Origin of the sequence: Rhizobium lentis (genome assembly GCF_017352135.1) — a bacterium.
GTDB classification, from domain to species: Bacteria; Pseudomonadota; Alphaproteobacteria; order Rhizobiales; family Rhizobiaceae; genus Rhizobium; species Rhizobium lentis.
In genome coordinates this window covers 1,287,005-1,306,157 of the sequence record NZ_CP071454.1, presented here as the reverse complement: position 1 = coordinate 1,306,157, position 19,153 = coordinate 1,287,005, and the positions used below count along the sequence as shown (strand labels likewise).

15 protein-coding genes are annotated in these 19,153 nt (G+C 61.8%); 7 read left to right on the top strand and 8 right to left on the bottom strand.

The annotated features are described in order from the left end of the window. Nucleotides 1-155 precede the first annotated feature (155 nt). The gene (locus J0663_RS06260; protein WP_207243596.1) at nucleotides 156-1,316 is read right to left on the bottom strand and encodes an ABC transporter substrate-binding protein; all 1,161 of its coding nucleotides are present in this window, start codon (nucleotides 1,314-1,316) and stop codon (nucleotides 156-158) included. A 119-nt stretch (nucleotides 1,317-1,435) separates the two neighbouring features. Next, the gene (locus J0663_RS06255; RefSeq protein WP_207243595.1) at nucleotides 1,436-2,344 is read right to left on the bottom strand and encodes a LysR family transcriptional regulator; all 909 of its coding nucleotides are present in this window, start codon (nucleotides 2,342-2,344) and stop codon (nucleotides 1,436-1,438) included. Between the two features lie 181 nt (nucleotides 2,345-2,525). On the opposite strand from J0663_RS06255, the gene J0663_RS06250 reads away from it, so the two are divergent. Continuing rightward, nucleotides 2,526-3,269, top strand: coding sequence for a hypothetical protein (locus J0663_RS06250; protein WP_207243594.1), 744 nt, complete (start codon nucleotides 2,526-2,528; stop codon nucleotides 3,267-3,269). A gap of 63 nt (nucleotides 3,270-3,332) precedes the next feature. Here J0663_RS06250 and lysS read toward each other — a convergent pair whose 3' ends face one another. From lysS to J0663_RS06225, 5 genes are all read right to left on the bottom strand, one after another. Next, nucleotides 3,333-4,829 carry a lysine--tRNA ligase gene (gene lysS / locus J0663_RS06245; protein ID WP_207243593.1) on the bottom strand — a complete coding sequence of 499 codons (1,497 nt, stop codon included), beginning with the start codon at nucleotides 4,827-4,829 and terminating at the stop codon, nucleotides 3,333-3,335. A gap of 22 nt (nucleotides 4,830-4,851) precedes the next feature. Next, complete coding sequence (gene gltX / locus J0663_RS06240; protein ID WP_207243592.1) at nucleotides 4,852-6,318, bottom strand: glutamate--tRNA ligase; 1,467 nt, start codon at nucleotides 6,316-6,318, stop codon at nucleotides 4,852-4,854. A 242-nt stretch (nucleotides 6,319-6,560) separates the two neighbouring features. Continuing rightward, nucleotides 6,561-7,310: a TerC family protein gene (locus J0663_RS06235; protein ID WP_207243591.1), complete on the bottom strand. Its 750-nt coding sequence runs from the start codon at nucleotides 7,308-7,310 to the stop codon at nucleotides 6,561-6,563. 105 nt (nucleotides 7,311-7,415) lie between these two features. Further along, the gene (locus J0663_RS06230) at nucleotides 7,416-8,255 is read right to left on the bottom strand and encodes an AraC family transcriptional regulator (protein ID WP_207243590.1); all 840 of its coding nucleotides are present in this window, start codon (nucleotides 8,253-8,255) and stop codon (nucleotides 7,416-7,418) included. 106 nt (nucleotides 8,256-8,361) lie between these two features. After that, a complete protein-coding gene (locus J0663_RS06225; RefSeq protein WP_207243589.1) occupies nucleotides 8,362-9,042 on the bottom strand; it encodes a TetR/AcrR family transcriptional regulator in 681 nt (226 codons plus the stop codon). A 151-nt stretch (nucleotides 9,043-9,193) separates the two neighbouring features. On the opposite strand from J0663_RS06225, the gene J0663_RS06220 reads away from it, so the two are divergent. The 5 genes from J0663_RS06220 to xylA all read left to right on the top strand — a co-directional run bounded on the left by J0663_RS06220 (nucleotide 9,194) and on the right by xylA (nucleotide 16,226). Further along, on the top strand, nucleotides 9,194-10,402 hold the full coding sequence (locus tag J0663_RS06220; protein ID WP_207243588.1) for an HlyD family secretion protein: 1,209 nt from the start codon (nucleotides 9,194-9,196) through the stop codon (nucleotides 10,400-10,402). A 26-nt stretch (nucleotides 10,403-10,428) separates the two neighbouring features. Further along, nucleotides 10,429-12,030 carry a DHA2 family efflux MFS transporter permease subunit gene (locus tag J0663_RS06215; protein WP_207243587.1) on the top strand — a complete coding sequence of 534 codons (1,602 nt, stop codon included), beginning with the start codon at nucleotides 10,429-10,431 and terminating at the stop codon, nucleotides 12,028-12,030. A gap of 207 nt (nucleotides 12,031-12,237) precedes the next feature. Continuing rightward, a complete protein-coding gene (locus J0663_RS06210; protein WP_207243586.1) occupies nucleotides 12,238-13,263 on the top strand; it encodes a LacI family DNA-binding transcriptional regulator in 1,026 nt (341 codons plus the stop codon). A gap of 18 nt (nucleotides 13,264-13,281) precedes the next feature. Beyond that, nucleotides 13,282-14,736, top strand: a complete 1,455-nt coding sequence (gene xylB, locus J0663_RS06205) for a xylulokinase (RefSeq protein ID WP_207243585.1) — start codon at nucleotides 13,282-13,284, stop codon at nucleotides 14,734-14,736. A 179-nt stretch (nucleotides 14,737-14,915) separates the two neighbouring features. Continuing rightward, nucleotides 14,916-16,226 (top strand): xylose isomerase, encoded by a 1,311-nt coding sequence (xylA, locus tag J0663_RS06200; RefSeq protein WP_207243584.1) that lies wholly within the window; start codon nucleotides 14,916-14,918, stop codon nucleotides 16,224-16,226. A gap of 57 nt (nucleotides 16,227-16,283) precedes the next feature. Here xylA and J0663_RS06195 read toward each other — a convergent pair whose 3' ends face one another. Then, on the bottom strand, nucleotides 16,284-17,315 hold the full coding sequence (locus J0663_RS06195; protein ID WP_207243583.1) for a LacI family DNA-binding transcriptional regulator: 1,032 nt from the start codon (nucleotides 17,313-17,315) through the stop codon (nucleotides 16,284-16,286). Between the two features lie 268 nt (nucleotides 17,316-17,583). On the opposite strand from J0663_RS06195, the gene J0663_RS06190 reads away from it, so the two are divergent. Further along, on the top strand, nucleotides 17,584-19,110 hold the full coding sequence (locus J0663_RS06190; RefSeq protein ID WP_207243582.1) for a sugar ABC transporter ATP-binding protein: 1,527 nt from the start codon (nucleotides 17,584-17,586) through the stop codon (nucleotides 19,108-19,110). Nucleotides 19,111-19,153 lie beyond the last annotated feature (43 nt).

Sequence of the window (19,153 nt, the reverse complement as noted above, 5' to 3'; positions counted from 1 at the left end):
CGTCAGCCCTCATCCGCCCTGCCGGCACCGACCGGGGCCGAGCCATGGGTCTCGACCCGTCCTTCGCGGCGCTGCTCGGCTCACCAACTCGTCGCGGGGCACGTCCCCTCTCCCCGCGAGCGGGGAGAGGGTTAGGGTGAGGGGCTGTGACGCAATTATCGCCCGCCAATCACGCCGATATAATCCGACACCCAGCGATGGTACGGCACGCATTCACTCTGCGTCGTGCATTTGGCCACCGGGGTCTTCCAGAACTTGATCTTGTCGAAGTGACCGAAGCCATTGGTGGCGCAGCCGGTATCACCCATCAGCTCGTTGCCCTTGCAGGCGGCGGGAACGGAGGGCACGGCGCCGAACCAGGCGGCGGCATCGCCCTGGACCTTGGCTTTCAGCGAGTGTTCCATCCACATATAGGCGCAGTTGGGATGTTCGCTGTCTGTGTGCAGCATGGTGGTGTCGGCCCAGCCGGTGACGCCTTCATCCGGGAAGGTGGAGGCGATCTTCTGCTTGTCGGCCTGCAGCAGGTTCACCTGGAACGGCCAGGAGCCGGAGGCGACGACGCCTTCGTTCTTGAAATCGTCGATCTGGATCATCGCGTCGTGCCAATAGCGGGAGATGAGCTTGCGCTGGCCGCGCAACAGGTCGAGGGCTGCCTTGTACTGGTCTTCGGTCAGTTCGTAAGGGTCCTTGATTCCGAGATCGGGCTTATGGGCCATCAGATACAGGGCCGCGTCGGCGATATAAATCGCGCCGTCATAGGCTTGCACACGGCCCTTGTTCGACTTGCCGTCCGGTAGCGTCTGCTCCTCGAACACGACGCCCCAGCTGGTCGGCGGCTTATCCTTGAAGGCATCGGTATTGTACATCAGGACGTTTGGCCCCCAGAGATAGGGCACGCCGTAGTGGACGCCGCCGACCGTGTACCACGGGCCGTTCTGCAGGCGCTCGTCGACATTCTTGAAGCCCGGAATCAAATCGGTGTTGATCGGCTGGACGCGTTTGCCGGCGATGAGGCGCAGCGACGCGTCACCGGATGCGGTGACGAGATCGAAACCGCCCTCGTTCATCAGCGAGACCATTTCATCCGAGGTGGCGGCGGTCTTGACGGAGACCTTGCAGCCGGTCTCCTTTTCGAAATCGGTGACCCAGTCGTAATTCTTGTCGGTTTCGCCGCGTTCGATGTAGCCGGCCCAGGCGACGATGCTGACCGCACCCTCGCCCTTGCCGAGCGCCTTTAGCGGTTCGGCGGCGATCCCCTGCGTCGCGAAACTCAAGCAGGCGAGCGCTGCCGTGCAGGATTTCAAGAGATTCGTCATCATCCGTCTCCCGGTTATGGGGCCACTTCTGTGGCGTTTGTTCCCTATGAAGAAGGTGACGCGAAAGAGCCGCTTTCGCAAATTCATTTATCAGAAAGGCGATATCGGAAATTCCGATATCAGCGGATGCGGCCGGACCGCAGGGTCTCGGCGATACCGACGAAATCACGCGCCGCCTGCGGCAGGCTGGAGCCCTTGCGCCAGACCATGCCGACCTGGACGACCGGCAGCGAGCCGGAGACGTCGCGGCTCTCGATGCGGTCGCCTTCGAGCGACCATGGCCGGTAGACGAGATCGGGAAGCAGCGCCACACCGGCTCCTGTCGCAACCAGGCTGCGCACTGCTTCCACCGAGCGGGTGCGGAAGGCGACATGCGGGCGGGCGCCGAGGGCCGAGAGCAGCTTGCCGGTATTCTCCTCGATTTCGTCGACCGTCAGCATGATCAGTGGTTCACGGGCGATGTCGGCGACCGAGATGATATCGGCCGAGACCAGCGGATGGCCCATCGGCAGCCATAGGCGATAGGGCGATGTTTCGAGGATTTCCGCTTGCAGCGCCATGCGGTCCCGAAGATTCGAGATCACCATGACGGCGACATCGAGCTCGCCGCCGACCAGGAGGTGTTCCAGGTAGCCGCCATTGTCCTCGATGGCGCTGACCTCGATGCCCGGACAGGCGCGCCGGTATCGCGCGAGCAGATCGGAGAGCACGTAGCCGGCCACGAGCGAGGTGACGCCGATATTCAGAGTGCCGGAAAGCGCGCTTTGCTGGCCGGAAAAGCTGGTGCGCGCATCGGAAACGGAGGCGAGGATCTTCGTCGCGTGACGCAGGAACTGGTGTCCGTTGTGGGTGATCGTCAGGCCACGCGGATGACGCTCGAAGAGCACCACGCCAAGATCGGTTTCGAGTTCCTTCAACGCCTCGGTTACCGAGGATTGCGAGATCGAAAGGTTCTGTGCCGCCCGCGTCACAGAACCCTGTTCGGCGACGGCGACGAAATACTGGATCTGGCGAAGCGTGAAGGCCATGGGCATTTAGAGCATGGCGAAATGTGCGGTGGCAAGCGGCCGAAAAAAGCCCGGACCTTTTTCGGTATTTTCCTAAAATGGAGCGGGCTTTGCATGCCCACTTAAACTTTCAGAAACGTCATTTCCCTAGTGTTCTCAGCACCTGTCCTGCGTTGGAGTTTCAGATGGCGGAGCAGTTGGCGTGAAGGCCTTACTGCGCATATTCCGGCCTTCCCGGAAATTGACGATCATCATCGGCGGAGTCGCTCTTCTCGCGGGCGTTTCCGGCGGCGCGGCAGTCTATGTCGGCAAGGACAGGCTGATCGGCTCCTCCAACCGGGTCTACGGGCTCGAATGCAGCGACGTCAACCTGGTGACGATCAAGAAGCAGGATCATGTCTGGGTCCGCAAATATATCAAGACCGAACCGACCGACGGAATGACGCGGGTCCGGACCGCGCTTCGCGTCGCCCAGGCCATCTATGCCGCGCAGAAGCCTGACCTGGTGCAGGTGGTGGTGCTCGATGAGAACGGCCCGACGCTGCGCGCCGATATTCGCGGCCGGGCGATCGGGGCCGACGTCGTCTATATCCCGCATCCCGACAAGACCGTTCCGGGCCTCGACGACAAGCCCTATACCGCGCGCTACTATGACGGCACCGCCAGTGAAAACGGGCTGTTCTTCGGCGAGCGCATCGAGCTGCCGGCCGACGAGATCGCCGCGATCAGCGCCGGCTTCAAGGACCCGGAGGATTGTGTCGATCCGGTCGCCGTCGCCTCGACCAAAAACGAGGAAAAGAGCAAGAAGGCCGAAAGCGGCGGGCATGGCACAGCGCCGGCGGCCGAAAGCGAAGCGGCACCTGCCGCCGAGGGCGGCCACGGCGCCGATGTCGTGGCCGAGGCACCGGCCGAAGAGCCGCCTGCGGAAGCTCCCAAGGCCCACTGAAAAAGCGGCATGAAAAAAGCGGAGCGCCGGCGGCACTCCGCTTTGTTTTTTGGTTTCCGCCGGTCAGTCGGCCTTGTTGCGGCGGGCCGGGAAGAGGATGACGTCGCGGATCGACGGCGCATTGGTCAAAAGCATGATCAGGCGGTCGACGCCGATGCCGAGACCGCCGGCGGGCGGCATGCCCTGGTCGATCGCGTCGAGGAATTCCTCGTCCAGCTGCTTTTCCTTTTCGCCGCGGGCATGCGCCTGTTCGAGCTGCTCGACCATGCGGCGGCGCTGCTCTTCGGGATCGTTGAGCTCGGAGAACGCGTTGCCGAGTTCCCAGGCGTTGCAATAGGTCTCGAAGCGCTCGACCAGGCGCGGCTCGCCCGGCACTTCCTTGGCGAAGGGCGAAATATCCTTCGGGAAATGGGTCACATGCGACGGCTGGATCAGGGTGGGTTCGACCTTTTCCTCAAAGATGAAGGCGAGGCATTCGCCCCAGGTCCAATCCTTCTCGACCGCGAAGCCTGCAGCCTTGGCGGCGGCGCGGGCTTCCTCATCGGTCTTGATGGCGAGGAAATCGATGCCGGTCGCTTCCTTGACGGCATCGGGCATCGGCACGCGCTTGAACGGGCCCTTGAAGGACAACCGCTTGTCGCCGAAGTCGAATTCCGTCGTGCCGTGAATTGAGAGCGCCAGGGTCTCGAACAGCCGCTCGACGAGGTCCATCATGTCCTCGTAATCGGCATAGGCCCAGTAACACTCCATCATCGTGAATTCTGGATTGTGCCGGGTGGAGACGCCTTCGTTGCGGAAGTTGCGGTTGATCTCGAAGACCTTGTCGGTGAGGCCCGAAACCAGCGTGCGCTTCAGGAACAGTTCCGGCGCGATGCGCAGGTACATGTCGAGCTTCAGTGTATTGTGATGCGTCTTGAACGGCTCGGCAGTGGCGCCGCCATAGATCGATTGCAGCATCGGCGTCTCGACTTCCATGAAGCCGTCATTCTCCATGAAGCGGCGGATGCCGGAGACGATCTTCGAGCGCTGCTGGAAGCGCAGCTTCGAATCCTCGTTGGTCATGATGTCGAGATGGCGCTTGCGATAGCGCAGCTCGATGTCGGAGAGACCGTGCCACTTCTCGGGCATCGGCAGCAGCGACTTCGTCAGCATCTCGATCTTTTGCGCGTTGATCGTCAGCTCGCCGCGCTTGGTGCGGCGGACGATGCCGGTGACGCCGATGATGTCGCCGATATCGATCATCGGCAGCAGGGCGCGGGCTTCCTCGCCGGTGACGTCCTTGTGCGAAAAGATCTGGATCTTGCCGGAGGCGTCATGGATATCCATGAACATGCCGGAGTTGCGCGAGGAATAGACGCGGCCGGCGACCGTGACGATATCCTGCGTCTCCACGTCGGGTTCGAGAGATTCATACTTGGCGCTCAGTTCGGCGTTGGTCAGCGTCCGGTGGAAATGTGCCGGATAGACATCGCCGATCTGCTCGCGCAGCAGCTTCAGCTTCTGGGCGCGCACCTCCGTCGCGTCGGAGGAGAGGGTGTTTTCGGTCTTGTTGTCAGCCACTGTCGAAATCCTCTGACTGTTCTTACTTCGAGCCGACGAGGGCGGCGACTGCCTGGGCGGCGAGCTTCAGGCGCTGGCGCACAACCGAGCGGCCGAGGATCGCCATGGAGTCGAAGAGCGGCAGCGAGCGCGACGAACCGGAGACGGCGACGAAGAGCGGCGAGACCACAACCTTCAGCTTCTTGCCCATCCGGTCGGCGATGGCACGCAGTTCGGCTTCGATCGTCTCGACGTTCCATTCCAGGATCTTTTCGAGATCCGGCTGGACGGTGTTGAGGATTTCCAGGATCTCTTCCGGCGGCGACTTGATCTTGGCGAAATCGGAAGGCTGCAGGCCGAGATCGGATTTCAGCAGGAAGCCTGCGAGATCGGGCAGTTCGCCGAGCTTGGAAATACGCGTCTGCGACAGCCGCAGGCCGGCCTTCAAACGGTCGTTTTCCATCGCCCAGGTGAGCACGCGCGCCTGGAATTCCTCTTCGCTGAGCTTCTCGCGGATCCAGCGGCCGTTCAGCCAGTCGAGCTTCTGGATGTCGAAGATCGCGCCGGCTTTGGAGAGATTGTCCGGATCGAACTTTTCCGACAGCTCTTCCATCGTCAGAAGCTCTTCGCCTTCAGCGATCTGCATGAAGAAGAGACCGAGGAAGTTCATCAGCGCTTCCGGGATATAGCCGAGCGCCGAATAATAGGAGATTGAGGTCGGGTTCTTACGCTTCGACAGCTTGGACTTGTCGGCATTGCGCATCAGCGACAGATGCATGAAGACCGGCTGCTCCCAGCCGAAATAGCGATAGAGCAGGATGTGCTTCGGCACGGAAGCCAGCCATTCCTCGCCGCGGGCCACATGAGTGATCTTCATCAGATGGTCGTCGATGACATTGGCCATATGATAGGTCGGCATGCCGTCGGCCTTGATCAGGACCTGCATGTCGACGGAATCCCACGGAATGCTGACATCGCCGTAGACGCCGTCCGTGAAGTCGCAGGAGCCTTCGGCCGGGATCTTCATGCGGATGACTGTGGTCTCGCCCGCCGCCATGCGCGAGGTGACTTCCTCAGCGGTGAGGTTCAGGCAGAGACCGTCATATTTCGGCGGCTTGCCGGCAGCGCGCTGTGCCTCGCGCATCTGCTCCAGCCGCTCGGGCGTGCAGAAACAGCGGAAGGCATGGCCCTTGTCCAGCAGCTCCTCAGCGTAGGGCTGGTACATCGGCTTGCGGTCGGACTGGCGGTATGGGCCGTAGGGGCCGCCGATATCCGGGCCTTCCTTCCATTCCAGCCCGCACCATTTGAGCGCGTCCAGCACCTTCGTCTCGAATTCCGGGGTCGAGCGCGTCGCATCGGTGTCTTCGATGCGCAGGATGAACTCGCCGCCGTGCTTCTTGGCGAAGAGGTAGTTGAAAAGAGCGATATAAGCGGTGCCAACATGCGGCTCGCCGGTCGGCGAGGGAGCGATGCGGACGCGGACGCCGGAAGCTGTCCCGGAAACTGTCATTGTGTGTGCCCGTCAATGAATGCCGGACGGCTTTCACCGGAAAGCGACGTTCGGCCGGAAGGATGCAGATATCTTCGGCAAACCGGCCGGAAAAGGGCATTCGCCCGCACCATCCGCCGATCGTCCGTTCGGCTGGCCTTAGGCCATATTCAACCGGGCGCGTCAAGAAAAACCGCGCCTCCAAGGGCTTGGTGTCGCTGTGCGAGGGCGCGCCGGTTCCGCCGCGCCCTCACGCCGAAGTCTCAATGGGCGCCTTCGCGTTTCCGTTTGCGAGCATTGCGCGCGAACATGTTCAGCACCTCGACCAGTGCCGAGAAGGCCATGGCGGCGTATACGTAGCCCTTCGGCACATGGAAGCCCATGCCGTCGGCGATCAGCGTCGTGCCGATCATCAGCAGGAAGGCGAGGGCAAGCATGACGATCGTCGGGTTGCGCTCGATGAAGTTGGCGAGCGGGGTGGCGGCAACAAGCATGACGGTGACGGCGGCGATGACGGCGATCACCATGATCGGCAGATGCGGCGTCATACCGACGGCGGTGATAATGCTGTCGACGGAGAAGACCAGGTCGAGCAGCAGGATCTGGCCGATGGCCGATGCAAAGCCTGTCGTTGCCGACGTGGCAATGAAATCTTCCTGATGGTCGACGGGATCGACGCTGTGGTGAATTTCCTTGGTCGCCTTCCAGACGAGGAACAAGCCGCCGGCGATCAGGATCAGGTCCTTCCAGGAGAAGCCGTGGCCGAAGGCCTCGAACAGCGGCTCGGTCAGCTGCACGATCCAGGCGACGGTGCCGAGCAGCGCCAGGCGCATGATCAGGGCCAGGCCGATGCCGACCTTGCGGGCTTTCTCGCGGTGCTCGTGCGGCAGTTTGTTGGTGAGAATGGAAATGAAGATCAGGTTGTCGATCCCGAGAACGACTTCCATCACCACCAGCGTGATGAGCGCCACCCAGGCGGCCGGATCCTGAATGAGCGTCATAATTTCCTGCATCAGCGTAAATCCCCTTTGCGTCACATGAGCGATGACGCCCGCAATGTAGTGTCCGCGGCCTGCCACACAAGCGCCGCAAGGGGGTATACGGAATCGATATGACTTTTATTCCCTGATCGGCAACCAGATTTCCGTGACGCCCATGCCGGTATGGGGGTCGAAACGTTCGTCATAGCGTTCGAACATGTCAGGTGTCTCGCCGTGTTCCAGACCCGATGTCGGCCACCAGGTGCCGAAAATCCGGTTCATGGTCGCCGGAATGCCGGAGACATGGCCGCGATGGGTGAAGACGACGTAACGCTGGCCGGGAAGCTTGAGCGTGGCGAAATCGGCAGGCAGGTCGCCGGCATCGGCGATTTCGACTGCGGCCATGTAGCGGAATTTCTCCGCCTCGCCGTCGATATGGGTGCAGACGCCGTAGGCTACGTTGCCTTTCTGGCCGGAGATATGGCCGAAATGAGCATTGAACTTCTGCCACAGCGAGGGGATGGCGGCGTTGCCGCCATAGGGGTAGATCTCCTGCAGACCGGCAAGCAGCATCGGTTGAAGGGTTTCGAAGCGGGGTGGTTCGAGGTCGTTGAGGTGGGCGGGGTCCATTCTGATCGGCTCCAGCAGGACGAGGTTACGGGCGTGCCCCTGTCTGCGCACCGCATCCGGCGTCATGCCGAACTGGTCGCGGAAGGCACGGGTGAAGGCTTCGTGCGAGCCGTAGCCGGCGCAAAGCGCAACCTCGAGAATGGTGGATGAACCGCCGACGAGCGCGGGCACCGCGCGGCTGAGGCGCCGTCCTCTTATATAGCCGCTGATCGAGTGACCGGTAACGAGACCGAAGACGCGCGACAGATGGTAGCGCGACAATCCGGCTGCTTCCGATATCTCTTCCAGCGATATATCGCTTTCGAAATGGCTCTCGATGAACCAGATCGCCCGTGCAATGGCGCTCATCTTCACTCCCGTGGTTGCGGCTTCCTCCTTAGAGAAAAACCGGCAGCCGGGTTTGATCGATCTTGCGGAGTTTTGGCCGATGGAAGGGAGCAGTCAAGAAAACGCGTCAGGCGGTCTCGTGCCCAGGCGCGCCGTAGGCGGCCATGAAAACCCGGATCGCGCCGCGGATGACGCGCTCGATTTCGTCGCGCGACGGCGGCTCTTCCATGCTGCCGAACAGGCGCAGCTTGAAGAAGCTGCCACTGGCGAGATCGAGAAACTGGCCGGCGGCCAGATCGATATCGTCGATGACGAGTGTACCTTCTGCGACGTGCCGTTCCAGGAAATCGCGCATGATGGTGCGCAGATTGACCGGCCCCTTGAAGAAGCGCTGACAGAGCACCGGCATACGATCGCGAACGCCGAGGACGGTGCGCATTGCGGTGATGACCTTTTCGTCGGTCATATGGGTGACGAAGTTTATCCCGAATTCGTACAAACCGGCTTCCGGTTCGTCATGCTCGGCAAGCGCGGTGCGCACGGCGGCCACGAAGGCGGCGCGCTCGGCCTCGATCATTGCCGAAAACAGCTCTTCCTTGTTGGTGAAGTAGACGTAGAGCGTTCCCTTGGAGACGCCGGCCTCACGCGTCACGTCGTTCATGCTGGCGGCGTCGAAACCCATTTTCATGAAGACGCGCTTGGCGCCGGCGAGGATCTGCTGTCGCTTGACCGGATCTTCACCCGCGGCAAATCGGCCTCCTGCAGAGGGAGGGCTGAAGACGGCGGCATTGTCGGGTTTCAGCGTCATGTCTCCTTAACCGTGTTCACGATTTCGCTTTTTGTTTCAAGAAATCGAACCGATTGGTTCTATACACCTTGATATGACGGTAAAACGGGTTTAAGTCAACTGAACCGAACCGTTCAGTTCGATTGTTTACTCCAAGCTCGGTAAAGTAGCCATGTCAAGCAACCAGAAAAGCAATGTCGCGCGGATCGTCAGCGAAAACGCCGAAGCCGAAGAGGCAAAGGTCGCGGCCGTTGCGGAGGCTCCGACGGCGGAAGCTCGCGAAGCGCCGGCCGCCCCCGCGCAGTCGACGCCGGCTCCGGTTGCCACACCCGCGGCCGTGAAGAAGCGCCGCAGCCCGATACTGCCGATCGTCGTGCTTGCCCTTCTCGCAGGCGGCGCCTGGTATGGTTACGAATGGTGGACGAACGGCCGCTTCATGGTGTCGACCGACGACGCCTATATCGAGGGCGATATCGCAACGATCTCGCCGAAGGTCACGGGCTACGTCGCGAAGGTGAACGTCGTCGCCAACCAGGAAGTCAAAGCGGGCGACGTGCTTGCCACGCTTGATAACGGCGACTATCAGAACGCCCTCGATCAGGCGCAGGCCCAGATCGCCACCGAAAAGCTTTCGCTGCAGCGCATCGACGCGCAGATCGAAGGCGCCAATGCGAGCCTCGCGCAGGCGCAGGCGCAGAAGGTGGCACTCGAAGCGGCCGTTCGCGGCGCCGAGATCACCCAGAAGCGCCAGAGCGAACTTCAGGCGAAGTCGGTCGGCACCGCCGCCGATCTGGATAACGCCAATATCGCGCTCGACCAGGCCAAGGCCAATCTTGCCGGCGGCGACGCCAACATTACCGCCGCGAAGGCCAACATCACCATTCTTCAGGCGCAGCGCAGGGAAGCCGAAGGCTCGGTGAGGTCACTGGAAATCTCGCGCGATAAAGCTGTCCGGGATCTCTCCTTCACCGTGCTCAAGGCGCCTTATGACGGCATCGTCGGCAACCGCTCCGTCCAGGAAGGCGATCTCGTGTCGCCCGGCCAGCGCCTGATGGCGCTCGTTCCCGTGCGCCAGCTCTATATCGACGCCAATTTCAAGGAAACGCAGATCCAGCATCTCGTTCCGGGCTCGAAGGTCAACGTCCATGTCGACGCCTATAGCGACCACGCGATCGTCGGCACGGTCGAATCGATCTCGCCTGCATCCGGTTCGGTCTTTTCGCTGCTGCCGCCGGAAAATGCGACGGGCAATTTCACCAAGGTGATCCAGCGTGTGCCGGTGCGCATCGCGCTGCCGCAGGATGCACTCGACAGCGGGCGCCTGCGCGCGGGCCTGAGCGTCGTCGTCGACGTCGATACCCGTACGGCGCCGAGCAAGTAAGCCTTTAGAAAGGGCGAGGTGGTCCGATGGCCGGAAGCGCGACAGCAACGGCGGGAACGATTCCGGCAGCGCCTGCTCATGCCGAGGATCGGATGGATCCGAGGAAGCTTATCGCCTTCCTCGCGATGGTGCTCGGCATGTTCATGTCGATCCTCGACATCCAGATCGTCTCGGCCTCTCTTGCCGAAATCCAGGCGGGGCTTTCAGCCGGCTCCGACGAGATCGGCTGGGTGCAGACGGCTTATCTGATCGCCGAAGTGATCATGATCCCGCTGTCGGGCACATTGGCGCGCATCATTTCGACGCGTTATCTCTTCGCGATCTCGGCCGCAGGCTTCACCATGGCGAGCGCACTTGCGGCGACGGCGACGAATATCGATCAGATGATCGTCTATCGCGCTATTCAGGGCTTCATCGGCGGCGGCATGATCCCGTCGGTCTTCGCAGCCGCCTTCACCATCTTCCCGCCGTCGAAGCGCAGCATCGTTTCGCCGATCATCGGCCTGATCGCGACGCTGGCGCCAACCATCGGTCCGACCGTCGGCGGCTATCTCAGCCACGCCTTCTCCTGGCACTGGCTGTTCCTCGTCAATATCGTTCCCGGCATCATCGTCACGATCGTCACCTGGAACTTCATCGATTTCGACAAGCCCGAACTGTCGCTCTTCAAGAAGTTCGACTGGTGGGGGCTGATCTCGATGGGCATTTTCCTCGGCGCGCTGGAATATGTTCTCGAAGAGGGAAATTCGAACGACTGGTTCAACGACAGTTCGATCGCCGCCGCCGCCGTCGCCTCCGGCGTCGCAGCGATCGTCTTCTTCTATCGCGCCTTCACCGTGGAATTCCCCGTCGTCGACCTCAAGGCCTTTGCGAACCGGAATTTCTCCTTCGGCTCGGTCTTTTCCTTCGTCATGGGCATCGGCCTTTATGGCCTGACCTATATTTACCCGGTCTATCTCGGCCGTATCCGCGGCTATGATTCGCTGATGATCGGCGAGACGATGTTCGTCTCCGGGCTTGCGATGTTCTTCACCGCGCCGATCGCCGGCAGGCTGTCGACCAAGATGGACCTACGCCTGATGATGGTAATCGGTTTCGTCAGCTTTGCCGCCGGCACCTACATCATGATCCACCTGACGGCGGATTGGGATTTCTACGAACTCTTCATTCCGCAGATCCTGCGCGGCTTCGGGCTGATGATGTGCATGGTGCCGATCAACAACATCGCGCTCGGCACGATGCCGCCCTCGCGCATTCGCGGTGCCTCCGGTCTGTTCAACCTGACCAGAAACCTCGGCGGCGCCGTCGGTCTTGCCGTCATCAATACCGTGCTTACCAACCGGCAGGACGTGCATTACGAGCGGTTGCGGGAAAACATGGACTGGGGCAATCCTGCGGCGATCGACCAGATGAACAACATGGCCGCCAATTTCAACAGCTACGGCATGGACGGCGCCTCGGTCGCGATAAAGCAGATGGTCGGCCTTGCCACCAAACAGGCGGTCATCCTCTCTTTCAGCGACGTGTTCCTGATCCTGACCGCGCTTTTCGTCGCAATGATTCTCGGTGTCGCGATGATTCAGAAACCCGCGCCGCAAGGCGGGGGAGGAGGTGGCGGCGGCCACTGACCTCCGGCCGACTGCCCCTTGAAAAGGCCCTCTTCGGGGGGCCTTTTTATTGCGGTTTTTCAACCGTTGTGCCATCAGCATGTAATCCTCGGCCAGGTCGGTCCGAAACGGACCGTCCGCTCGGAAAAACGGCGCACGAATCGGCCTTCTGGATTTTTTGATTTACGTACATCAAGAATGGCGCTAATGGTCTCGTCAGGAGGAATGATGAGGCCAACAGTTCACGATATCGCCGCTGCGGCAGGCGTCAGTCTCGCGACTGTCGACCGGGTTCTCAACCAGCGTCCCGGTGTGCGCCACGTCACGCGGGAGAAGGTCGAGACCGCAATTCGCGAGCTCGGTTATATCAGGGACGTTGCCGCCGCCAATCTGGCCAAGGGGCGAACCTATCCACTGGTTTTCATACTGCCGGCCAGCGACAATTCCTTCATGCATGGGCTGAATGCCGAGATTCGGCAGGCAATCCTCCGCTCGTCTGCCGAGCGCACCGATATTCGCACCATCGAGGTGTCGGCTTTCGATCCGGCTGCCCTCGTCTCCGTGCTCGAAGGACTTGCCCGGGAAAGACCCTGCGGCATCGCCATGGTCGCGACCGATGCGCCTGAAGTGCGGGCCATCGTCGACAGGTTGGTGCGCGCCGGTTTTCCCATCGTCACCCTGGTTTCCGATCTCACCGGGTCGCTGCGCCATCACTATGCCGGCGTCGACAATATTGCAGCAGGGCGGACAGCTGCCCGTCTGCTCGGCCGGTTCCTCGGGGCCCGAAAAGGCGAAATCGCCGTGCTTGCCGGCTCCATGCTGGTGCGCGACCATCGCGAGCGGCTCGAGGGCTTTACCTCGGTCATGGCCGAGGAATTTCCCGGCCTTGCGATCCTGCCGGTTCTCGAAGGCCGCGACGATCCCGAGATTGCGCACATGCTCGTTGCCGATGCACTGTCCAGGAATGCCGGTATCGTCGGCGTCTACAGCCTCGGCGCCGGTAACCGCGGCCTGATCCGGGCGCTGAAGGAAAAGGCCGTTGACCGGACGCTGACCGTCATTGCCCACGAGCTGACCGTGCATACGCGCGCCGCACTCATCGACCGTACGATCGATGCGATCCTCAACCAGGATGCGGGCCATGAGGTGCGCAGCGCGATCCGCGTATTGAAAGCCAAGGCGGACGGGCTTGCCGTCATCGAAGCGCAGGAGCGCATCCGTCTCGACATCTTCCTGAAAGACAATCTGCCGTAACGGCAAAGGAGAATACCCATGTATCTCGGTCTCGATCTCGGAACCTCCGGCGTCAAGGCGATGCTGATCGACGGTGATCAGACGATTATCGGCTCGGCCAATGGTGCGCTCGACGTGTCGCGCCCACATTCCGGCTGGTCGGAGCAGGAGCCGTCGCACTGGGTGCGCGCCACGGAGGAAGCCGTTGCCGGCCTGAAGGCGAAACATCCGAAAGAGCTTGCGGCGGTCAAGGGCATCGGCCTTTCCGGCCAGATGCACGGGGCGACACTCATCGACGCGAGCGACAAGGTGCTGCGGCCCTGCATTCTCTGGAACGACACGCGCAGTCATGTCGAGGCAGCAGCGCTTGACGCCGATCCACGCTTCCGCGCGCTCACCGGCAATATCGTCTTCCCCGGCTTCACGGCGCCGAAGCTCGCCTGGGTTCAGAAGCACGAGCCGGAAAACTTCGCCAAGGTGGCCAAGGTGCTGCTCCCGAAGGATTATCTCCGCCTCTGGCTGACCGGCGAATATATTTCCGAAATGTCGGATTCGGCCGGAACCTCCTGGCTCGACACCGGCAAGCGCGCCTGGTCGTCCGAGCTGCTCGCCGCCACCAATCTTTCCAGGGAGCAGATGCCGGCGCTCGTCGAAGGCACCGAGCAGGCCGGCAAACTGCGGCCCGAACTGGCGGCGCAATGGGGTATTCCGGGCTCGGTTGTGGTTGCCGGCGGCGCGGGCGACAACGCGGCGTCGGCCTGCGGCATGGGCACTGTCAGCGATGGCGCCGCCTTTGTCTCGCTCGGCACGTCGGGCGTGCTCTTTGCCGCCAACGGTTCATACCTGCCGAAGCCGGAAAGCGCCGTGCATGCTTTCTGCCACGCGTTGCCGCACACTTGGCACCAGATGGGCGTCATCCTGTCGGCCACCGATGCGCTCAACTGGCATTCCGGCGTCACCGGCAAATCGGCCGCCGACCTGACGGGCGAAGTCGGGGAGACGCTGAAGGCGCCGACCGGAGTCACTTTCCTGCCCTATCTCTCCGGCGAGCGCACGCCGCACAATGATGCCGTCATCCGCGGCGCTTTCATCGGCCTCGGGCATGAAAGCAGCCGCGCCGTGCTCACCCAGGCCGTTCTTGAAGGTGTGACCTTCGCCATCCGCGACAATCTCGAAGCGCTGCGTTCGGCCGGCACCGGCATATCCCGGGTGACGGCGATCGGCGGCGGCTCGCGCTCGCGGTATTGGTTGGCATCGATCGCTACCGCGCTCGGCGTTCCGGTCGACCTGCCGGCCGACGGAGATTTCGGTGCGGCCTTCGGCGCGGCCCGCCTCGGCCTGATCGCGGCGACGGGAGCCGATCCGATTGCCGTCTGCACGCCGCCGGTGACGGCAGGCACGATCGAGCCGGTTTCGGCGCTCAGCGGCGCCTATGAGGAGGCCTACAAGCGCTACCGGGCACTCTATCCGGCGATCAAATCGCTGGCGCATTGAGAACTGGAGGCAGCGGCCCACTCATCCGCCTGCTGGCACCGACCGGGGTCGAGCCACGCGTCTCGACCCGTCCTTCGGATCCCTCGGGGAGAGGTGGACCGAAAGGTCGGGTGAGGGGCCGCTGGCGCAGACCAACAATTCAGAACTGCCAAGAGATACGAACCCAAGGAGACCCCAACATGAGCACCGGATTTTTCGGCGATATCCAGAAGATCAAATATGAAGGCCCGGACAGCACCAATCCGCTGGCTTTCCGTTATTACCAGCCGGACGAGATCGTCCTCGGCAAGCGCATGGAGGACCATTTGCGCTTTGCGGTGGCCTATTGGCACACCTTCACCTGGCCGGGCGGCGATCCCTTCGGTGGCCAGACCTTCCTGCGCCCCTGGTTTGAAGACACGATGAAGGCCGCAAAGCTGAAGGCCGACGTCGCTTTCGAATTCTTCTCGCTGCTCGGCGCGCCCTATTATTGCTTCCATGACGCCGACGTGCGCCCGGAAGGCAAGAATTTTGCCGAGAACACCAAGAACCTGAACGAGATCGTCGATTATTTTACCGAGAAGCAGGCTGCCACCGGCACCAAGCTGCTCTGGGGCACTGCGAACCTCTTCTCCAATCGCCGCTACATGTCGGGTGCGGCGACCAACCCGGATCCCGATGTCTTCGCTTTCGCTGCTGCAACGGTGAAGACCTGCATCGACGCCACGCAGAAGCTCGGCGGCGAGAACTATGTGCTCTGGGGCGGTCGCGAAGGTTACGAGACGCTGCTCAACACAGATCTCAAGCGCGAGCTCGACCAGCTCGGCCGCTTCCTCAATCTCGTCGTCGAGTACAAGCACAAGATCGGCTTCAAAGGCACGATCCTGATCGAGCCGAAGCCGCAGGAGCCGACCAAGCACCAGTATGATTACGACGTCGCGACCGTCTATGGCTTCCTCAAGAAGCACGGTCTTGAAAACGAGGTGAAGGTCAATATCGAGCAGGGCCACGCGATCCTCGCGGGCCACTCCTTCGAGCACGAGCTGGCGCTTGCCAATGCACTCGGCATCTTCGGCTCGATCGACATGAACCGCAACGACTACCAGTCCGGCTGGGATACCGACCAGTTCCCGAACAATGTTCCCGAAATGGCGCTTGCCTATTATCACGTTCTGGCAGGCGGCGGCTTCAAGACAGGCGGCACCAATTTCGATGCGAAGCTGCGCCGCCAGTCGCTCGATCCGGCAGACCTGCTGATCGGACATATCGGCGGCATGGATTGCTGCGCCCGCGGCTTGAAGGCGGCCGCCAAGATGATCGAGGACAAGGCTCTGTCGCAGCCGCTCGCCGATCGTTATGCCGGTTGGGATTCGGCCGAGGCGCAGAAGCTCTTCCGCGGCGAGTATTCGCTGGATGAGATCACGAACTGGGTCGAGACCAAGGACGTCAATCCGCAGCCGAGATCCGGAAAGCAGGAACTGCTCGAAAACGTCGTCAACCGTTACGTTTAACAACAGGCGCCGGCGGCCATCGGTCGCCGGGCTCCCACTCCGGTCAGCTATGTCGCGTCAGCGCTTCGACCAGTTGCGCGACGGCGCCGAGACGGAGTTTCGAACCACCAGATCCGGCCTCAGCAGAATTTCAGTCTCGGCCGGACGCCCATCGGACAGAAGCTCTAGCAGCAGCGCCATCGCCTGTTTACCGATCGCCGTTCGCGGCTGGCGGATCGTTGTCAGGGATGGGGATATGAAGACGGCCTGCGGCACGTCGTCGAAACCGGTCACCGAGAAATCGCGCGGAATATCGTAACCGCGTGCCTCGAGCCCGATCATGACGCCGATTGCCGTTTGATCGTTCACGCACATGAAGGCGGTCGGGAGCGTATCGCGCATGAAAAGCTGCTCGACCGCATGCCGCCCGCTTTCGATGGTGCCGTCGCCTTCGAGCACGATCCTCAGATCGGGCGGAACGCCGGCGGCGTCGAGTCCGGCGTCATAGCCCATGCGACGCCTGGTATAGGCGAGCCGCGTGCGGGAATCACCGATGAAGGCGATCTTGCGATGGCCTTCCGCCAGCAACAGGTCGACTGCCTTCCTGGCGCCTTCGGTATCATCGACGCCGACATAGGGAATGCCGCCGTTGAACACAGGTTCGAAAACGCCGACACTCGGCGGCAGCCGTGCCGTCATGGTCTGGTGACCGAAGGGCAGGATGCCGGTGAAGAGGATCAGCCCGGCCGCCTGGTTGGAGTTGAAGAATTTCAGATATTCGAGGCCACGCTGGGCGTCGTTCTGCGTATGGCCGATCAGGACGCCGTAGCCGTGGGCGCGCGCCTCGTTCTCCAGGCCGACGAGAATGTTGGAGAAATTGGGATCGCCGATGTCGGGCGCCACGACGAGGATCATGTTGGAGCGGCCGAGCCTCAGACTGCGCGCCATGGCATTGGTCGTATAACCGGTGATGGCAATCGCCTGGTTGACCTTGAGCCGCGTGGAGTTGGCGACCTTCTCCGGTGTGTGGATCGCCCGGGAAACCGTCGCGATGGAGACCTCGGCGATGCGGGCGACGTCTTCGATGGTTGCGGGCGTGGAATTCGACACTGGCTCTGCCTTAAGGCTGACTTCGCCGCGACACTACACAGACTTGTCGAGAGGTCAAAGGTAAGCTTCAACTCATCTGTGCTAATCCACGATGTAAACCTTTACATGCCCGATGTAAAGGTTTACATAGGGCTCGAAGCGGTACGGGAGCCGCGTGCGCAAGCCTTTTGAAGGCCAAGCCGTTTCAGGAGGAAATGCGCGCCAGTTCAAGTGAAGGAGCGTTGCCGGTGCAAGACGCCGGGCGCGCAGGCTCTAGGGGGAGGGCATGATGACCGTGGAGATCGCCGACACCGCACCCGTGGTGCTGTCCGCCAGGCGCATATGCAAGTCCTTCAGCGGTGTGCAGGTTCTCTTCAGCGTCAACTTCGATCTCCGCGCCGGTGAAATCCACGCGCTCATGGGCGAAAACGGCGCCGGCAAATCCACGCTTGTCAAGGTGCTGTCGGGCTTCGAGCAGCCGAGCTCGGGCGAAATTCTGCTGGATGGCAAGCCTGTCGTCCTGCCGCCGAATGGTGCTGCGGAAGCGCTCGGCATCGTCATTATTCACCAGGAATTCAATCTGGCCGAACATCTGACCGTGACGGAAAGCCTTTTCCTGGGGCGCGAGGTGACGCGTTTCGGTGTGCTTGACCGCAAATACATGCGCGCGCAAACGCGCAAGGTCCTTGATGTGCTCGGTTCGCATGTCGATGAGAACGCGCTGGTCAGCACGCTTTCCATTGCCGACAAGCAGATGGTCGAGATCGCCAAGGCGATCAGCCGCGAGGCGCGCGTCGTTTTCATGGACGAGCCGACCGCCGTTTTGTCGCGGGAAGAGACCAACATGCTGTTCAAGCAGGTTCGCAAGCTCCGCGATCAGGGCACTAGCTTCGTCTTCGTATCGCATAAGCTTGACGAGGTGATGGAGCTGACCGACCGCGTGACGGTGCTGCGTGACGGCCAGTGGATCAAGACTTCGCCGACCTCCATTCTGGACGGGGAATCGATCGCCCAGCTGATGGTCGGCCGCGAACTTTCCCGCCTCTATCCCGCCAAAGTCGAGCCTGATGTCGACGAGAAGATCGTCCTCAGCGTCGCCTCGGTGTCGACCGGCTATATCAAGGATGCGAGCTTCGAGGTGCGCAAAGGCGAGATCCTCGGCTTTTCCGGGCTGATCGGCTCCGGCCGCACCGAGCTGATGGAGGCGATCGCCGGCTTGCGGCACCGTCTCGAGGGTGAGGTGGTCATCAAGGGGCAAAAGGTCCCCTCCGGCGACGTGCATGCGGCCAACCGTTGCGGGCTTGCCTATATGACCAAGGACCGCAAGTCGAAGGGGCTGCTGCTGCGTTCCGGCATGGCGACCAATCTGACGCTGCAATCGCTGGGCCGGCATTCGCGCCACGGCTATCTCAGTCCAGGGAGCGAGGCGGCTGCACTGGCGAAAGCCAAACGCCGCTTCGACATCCGGGTCCGCGACGCCAACATCGTCGCCGGCCGCATGTCGGGCGGAAACCAGCAGAAGCTGCTGCTCGCTAAGGTCATGGAGACGGAGCCTGACATCATCATCATCGACGAGCCGACGCGCGGCATCGATGTCGGCACCAAGCAGCAGATCTATCATTTCATATCGGCGCTCGCCCGCGACGGCCGGTCGATCATCGTCGTTTCCTCGGAAATGCCTGAAGTGATCGGGCTCTGCACACGCGTGGTGGTAATGCGCGAGGGACACATCGTCGGCGTGCTCGAGGGCGACGAGATTTCCGAGCAGGAGATCATGCGTTACGCCGCCGGGCTCAAGAAGAAGGTGGCCGCGTGACGGCGGTGCGGGACATCACCGACGCGGGCAATAGGTAAGATGC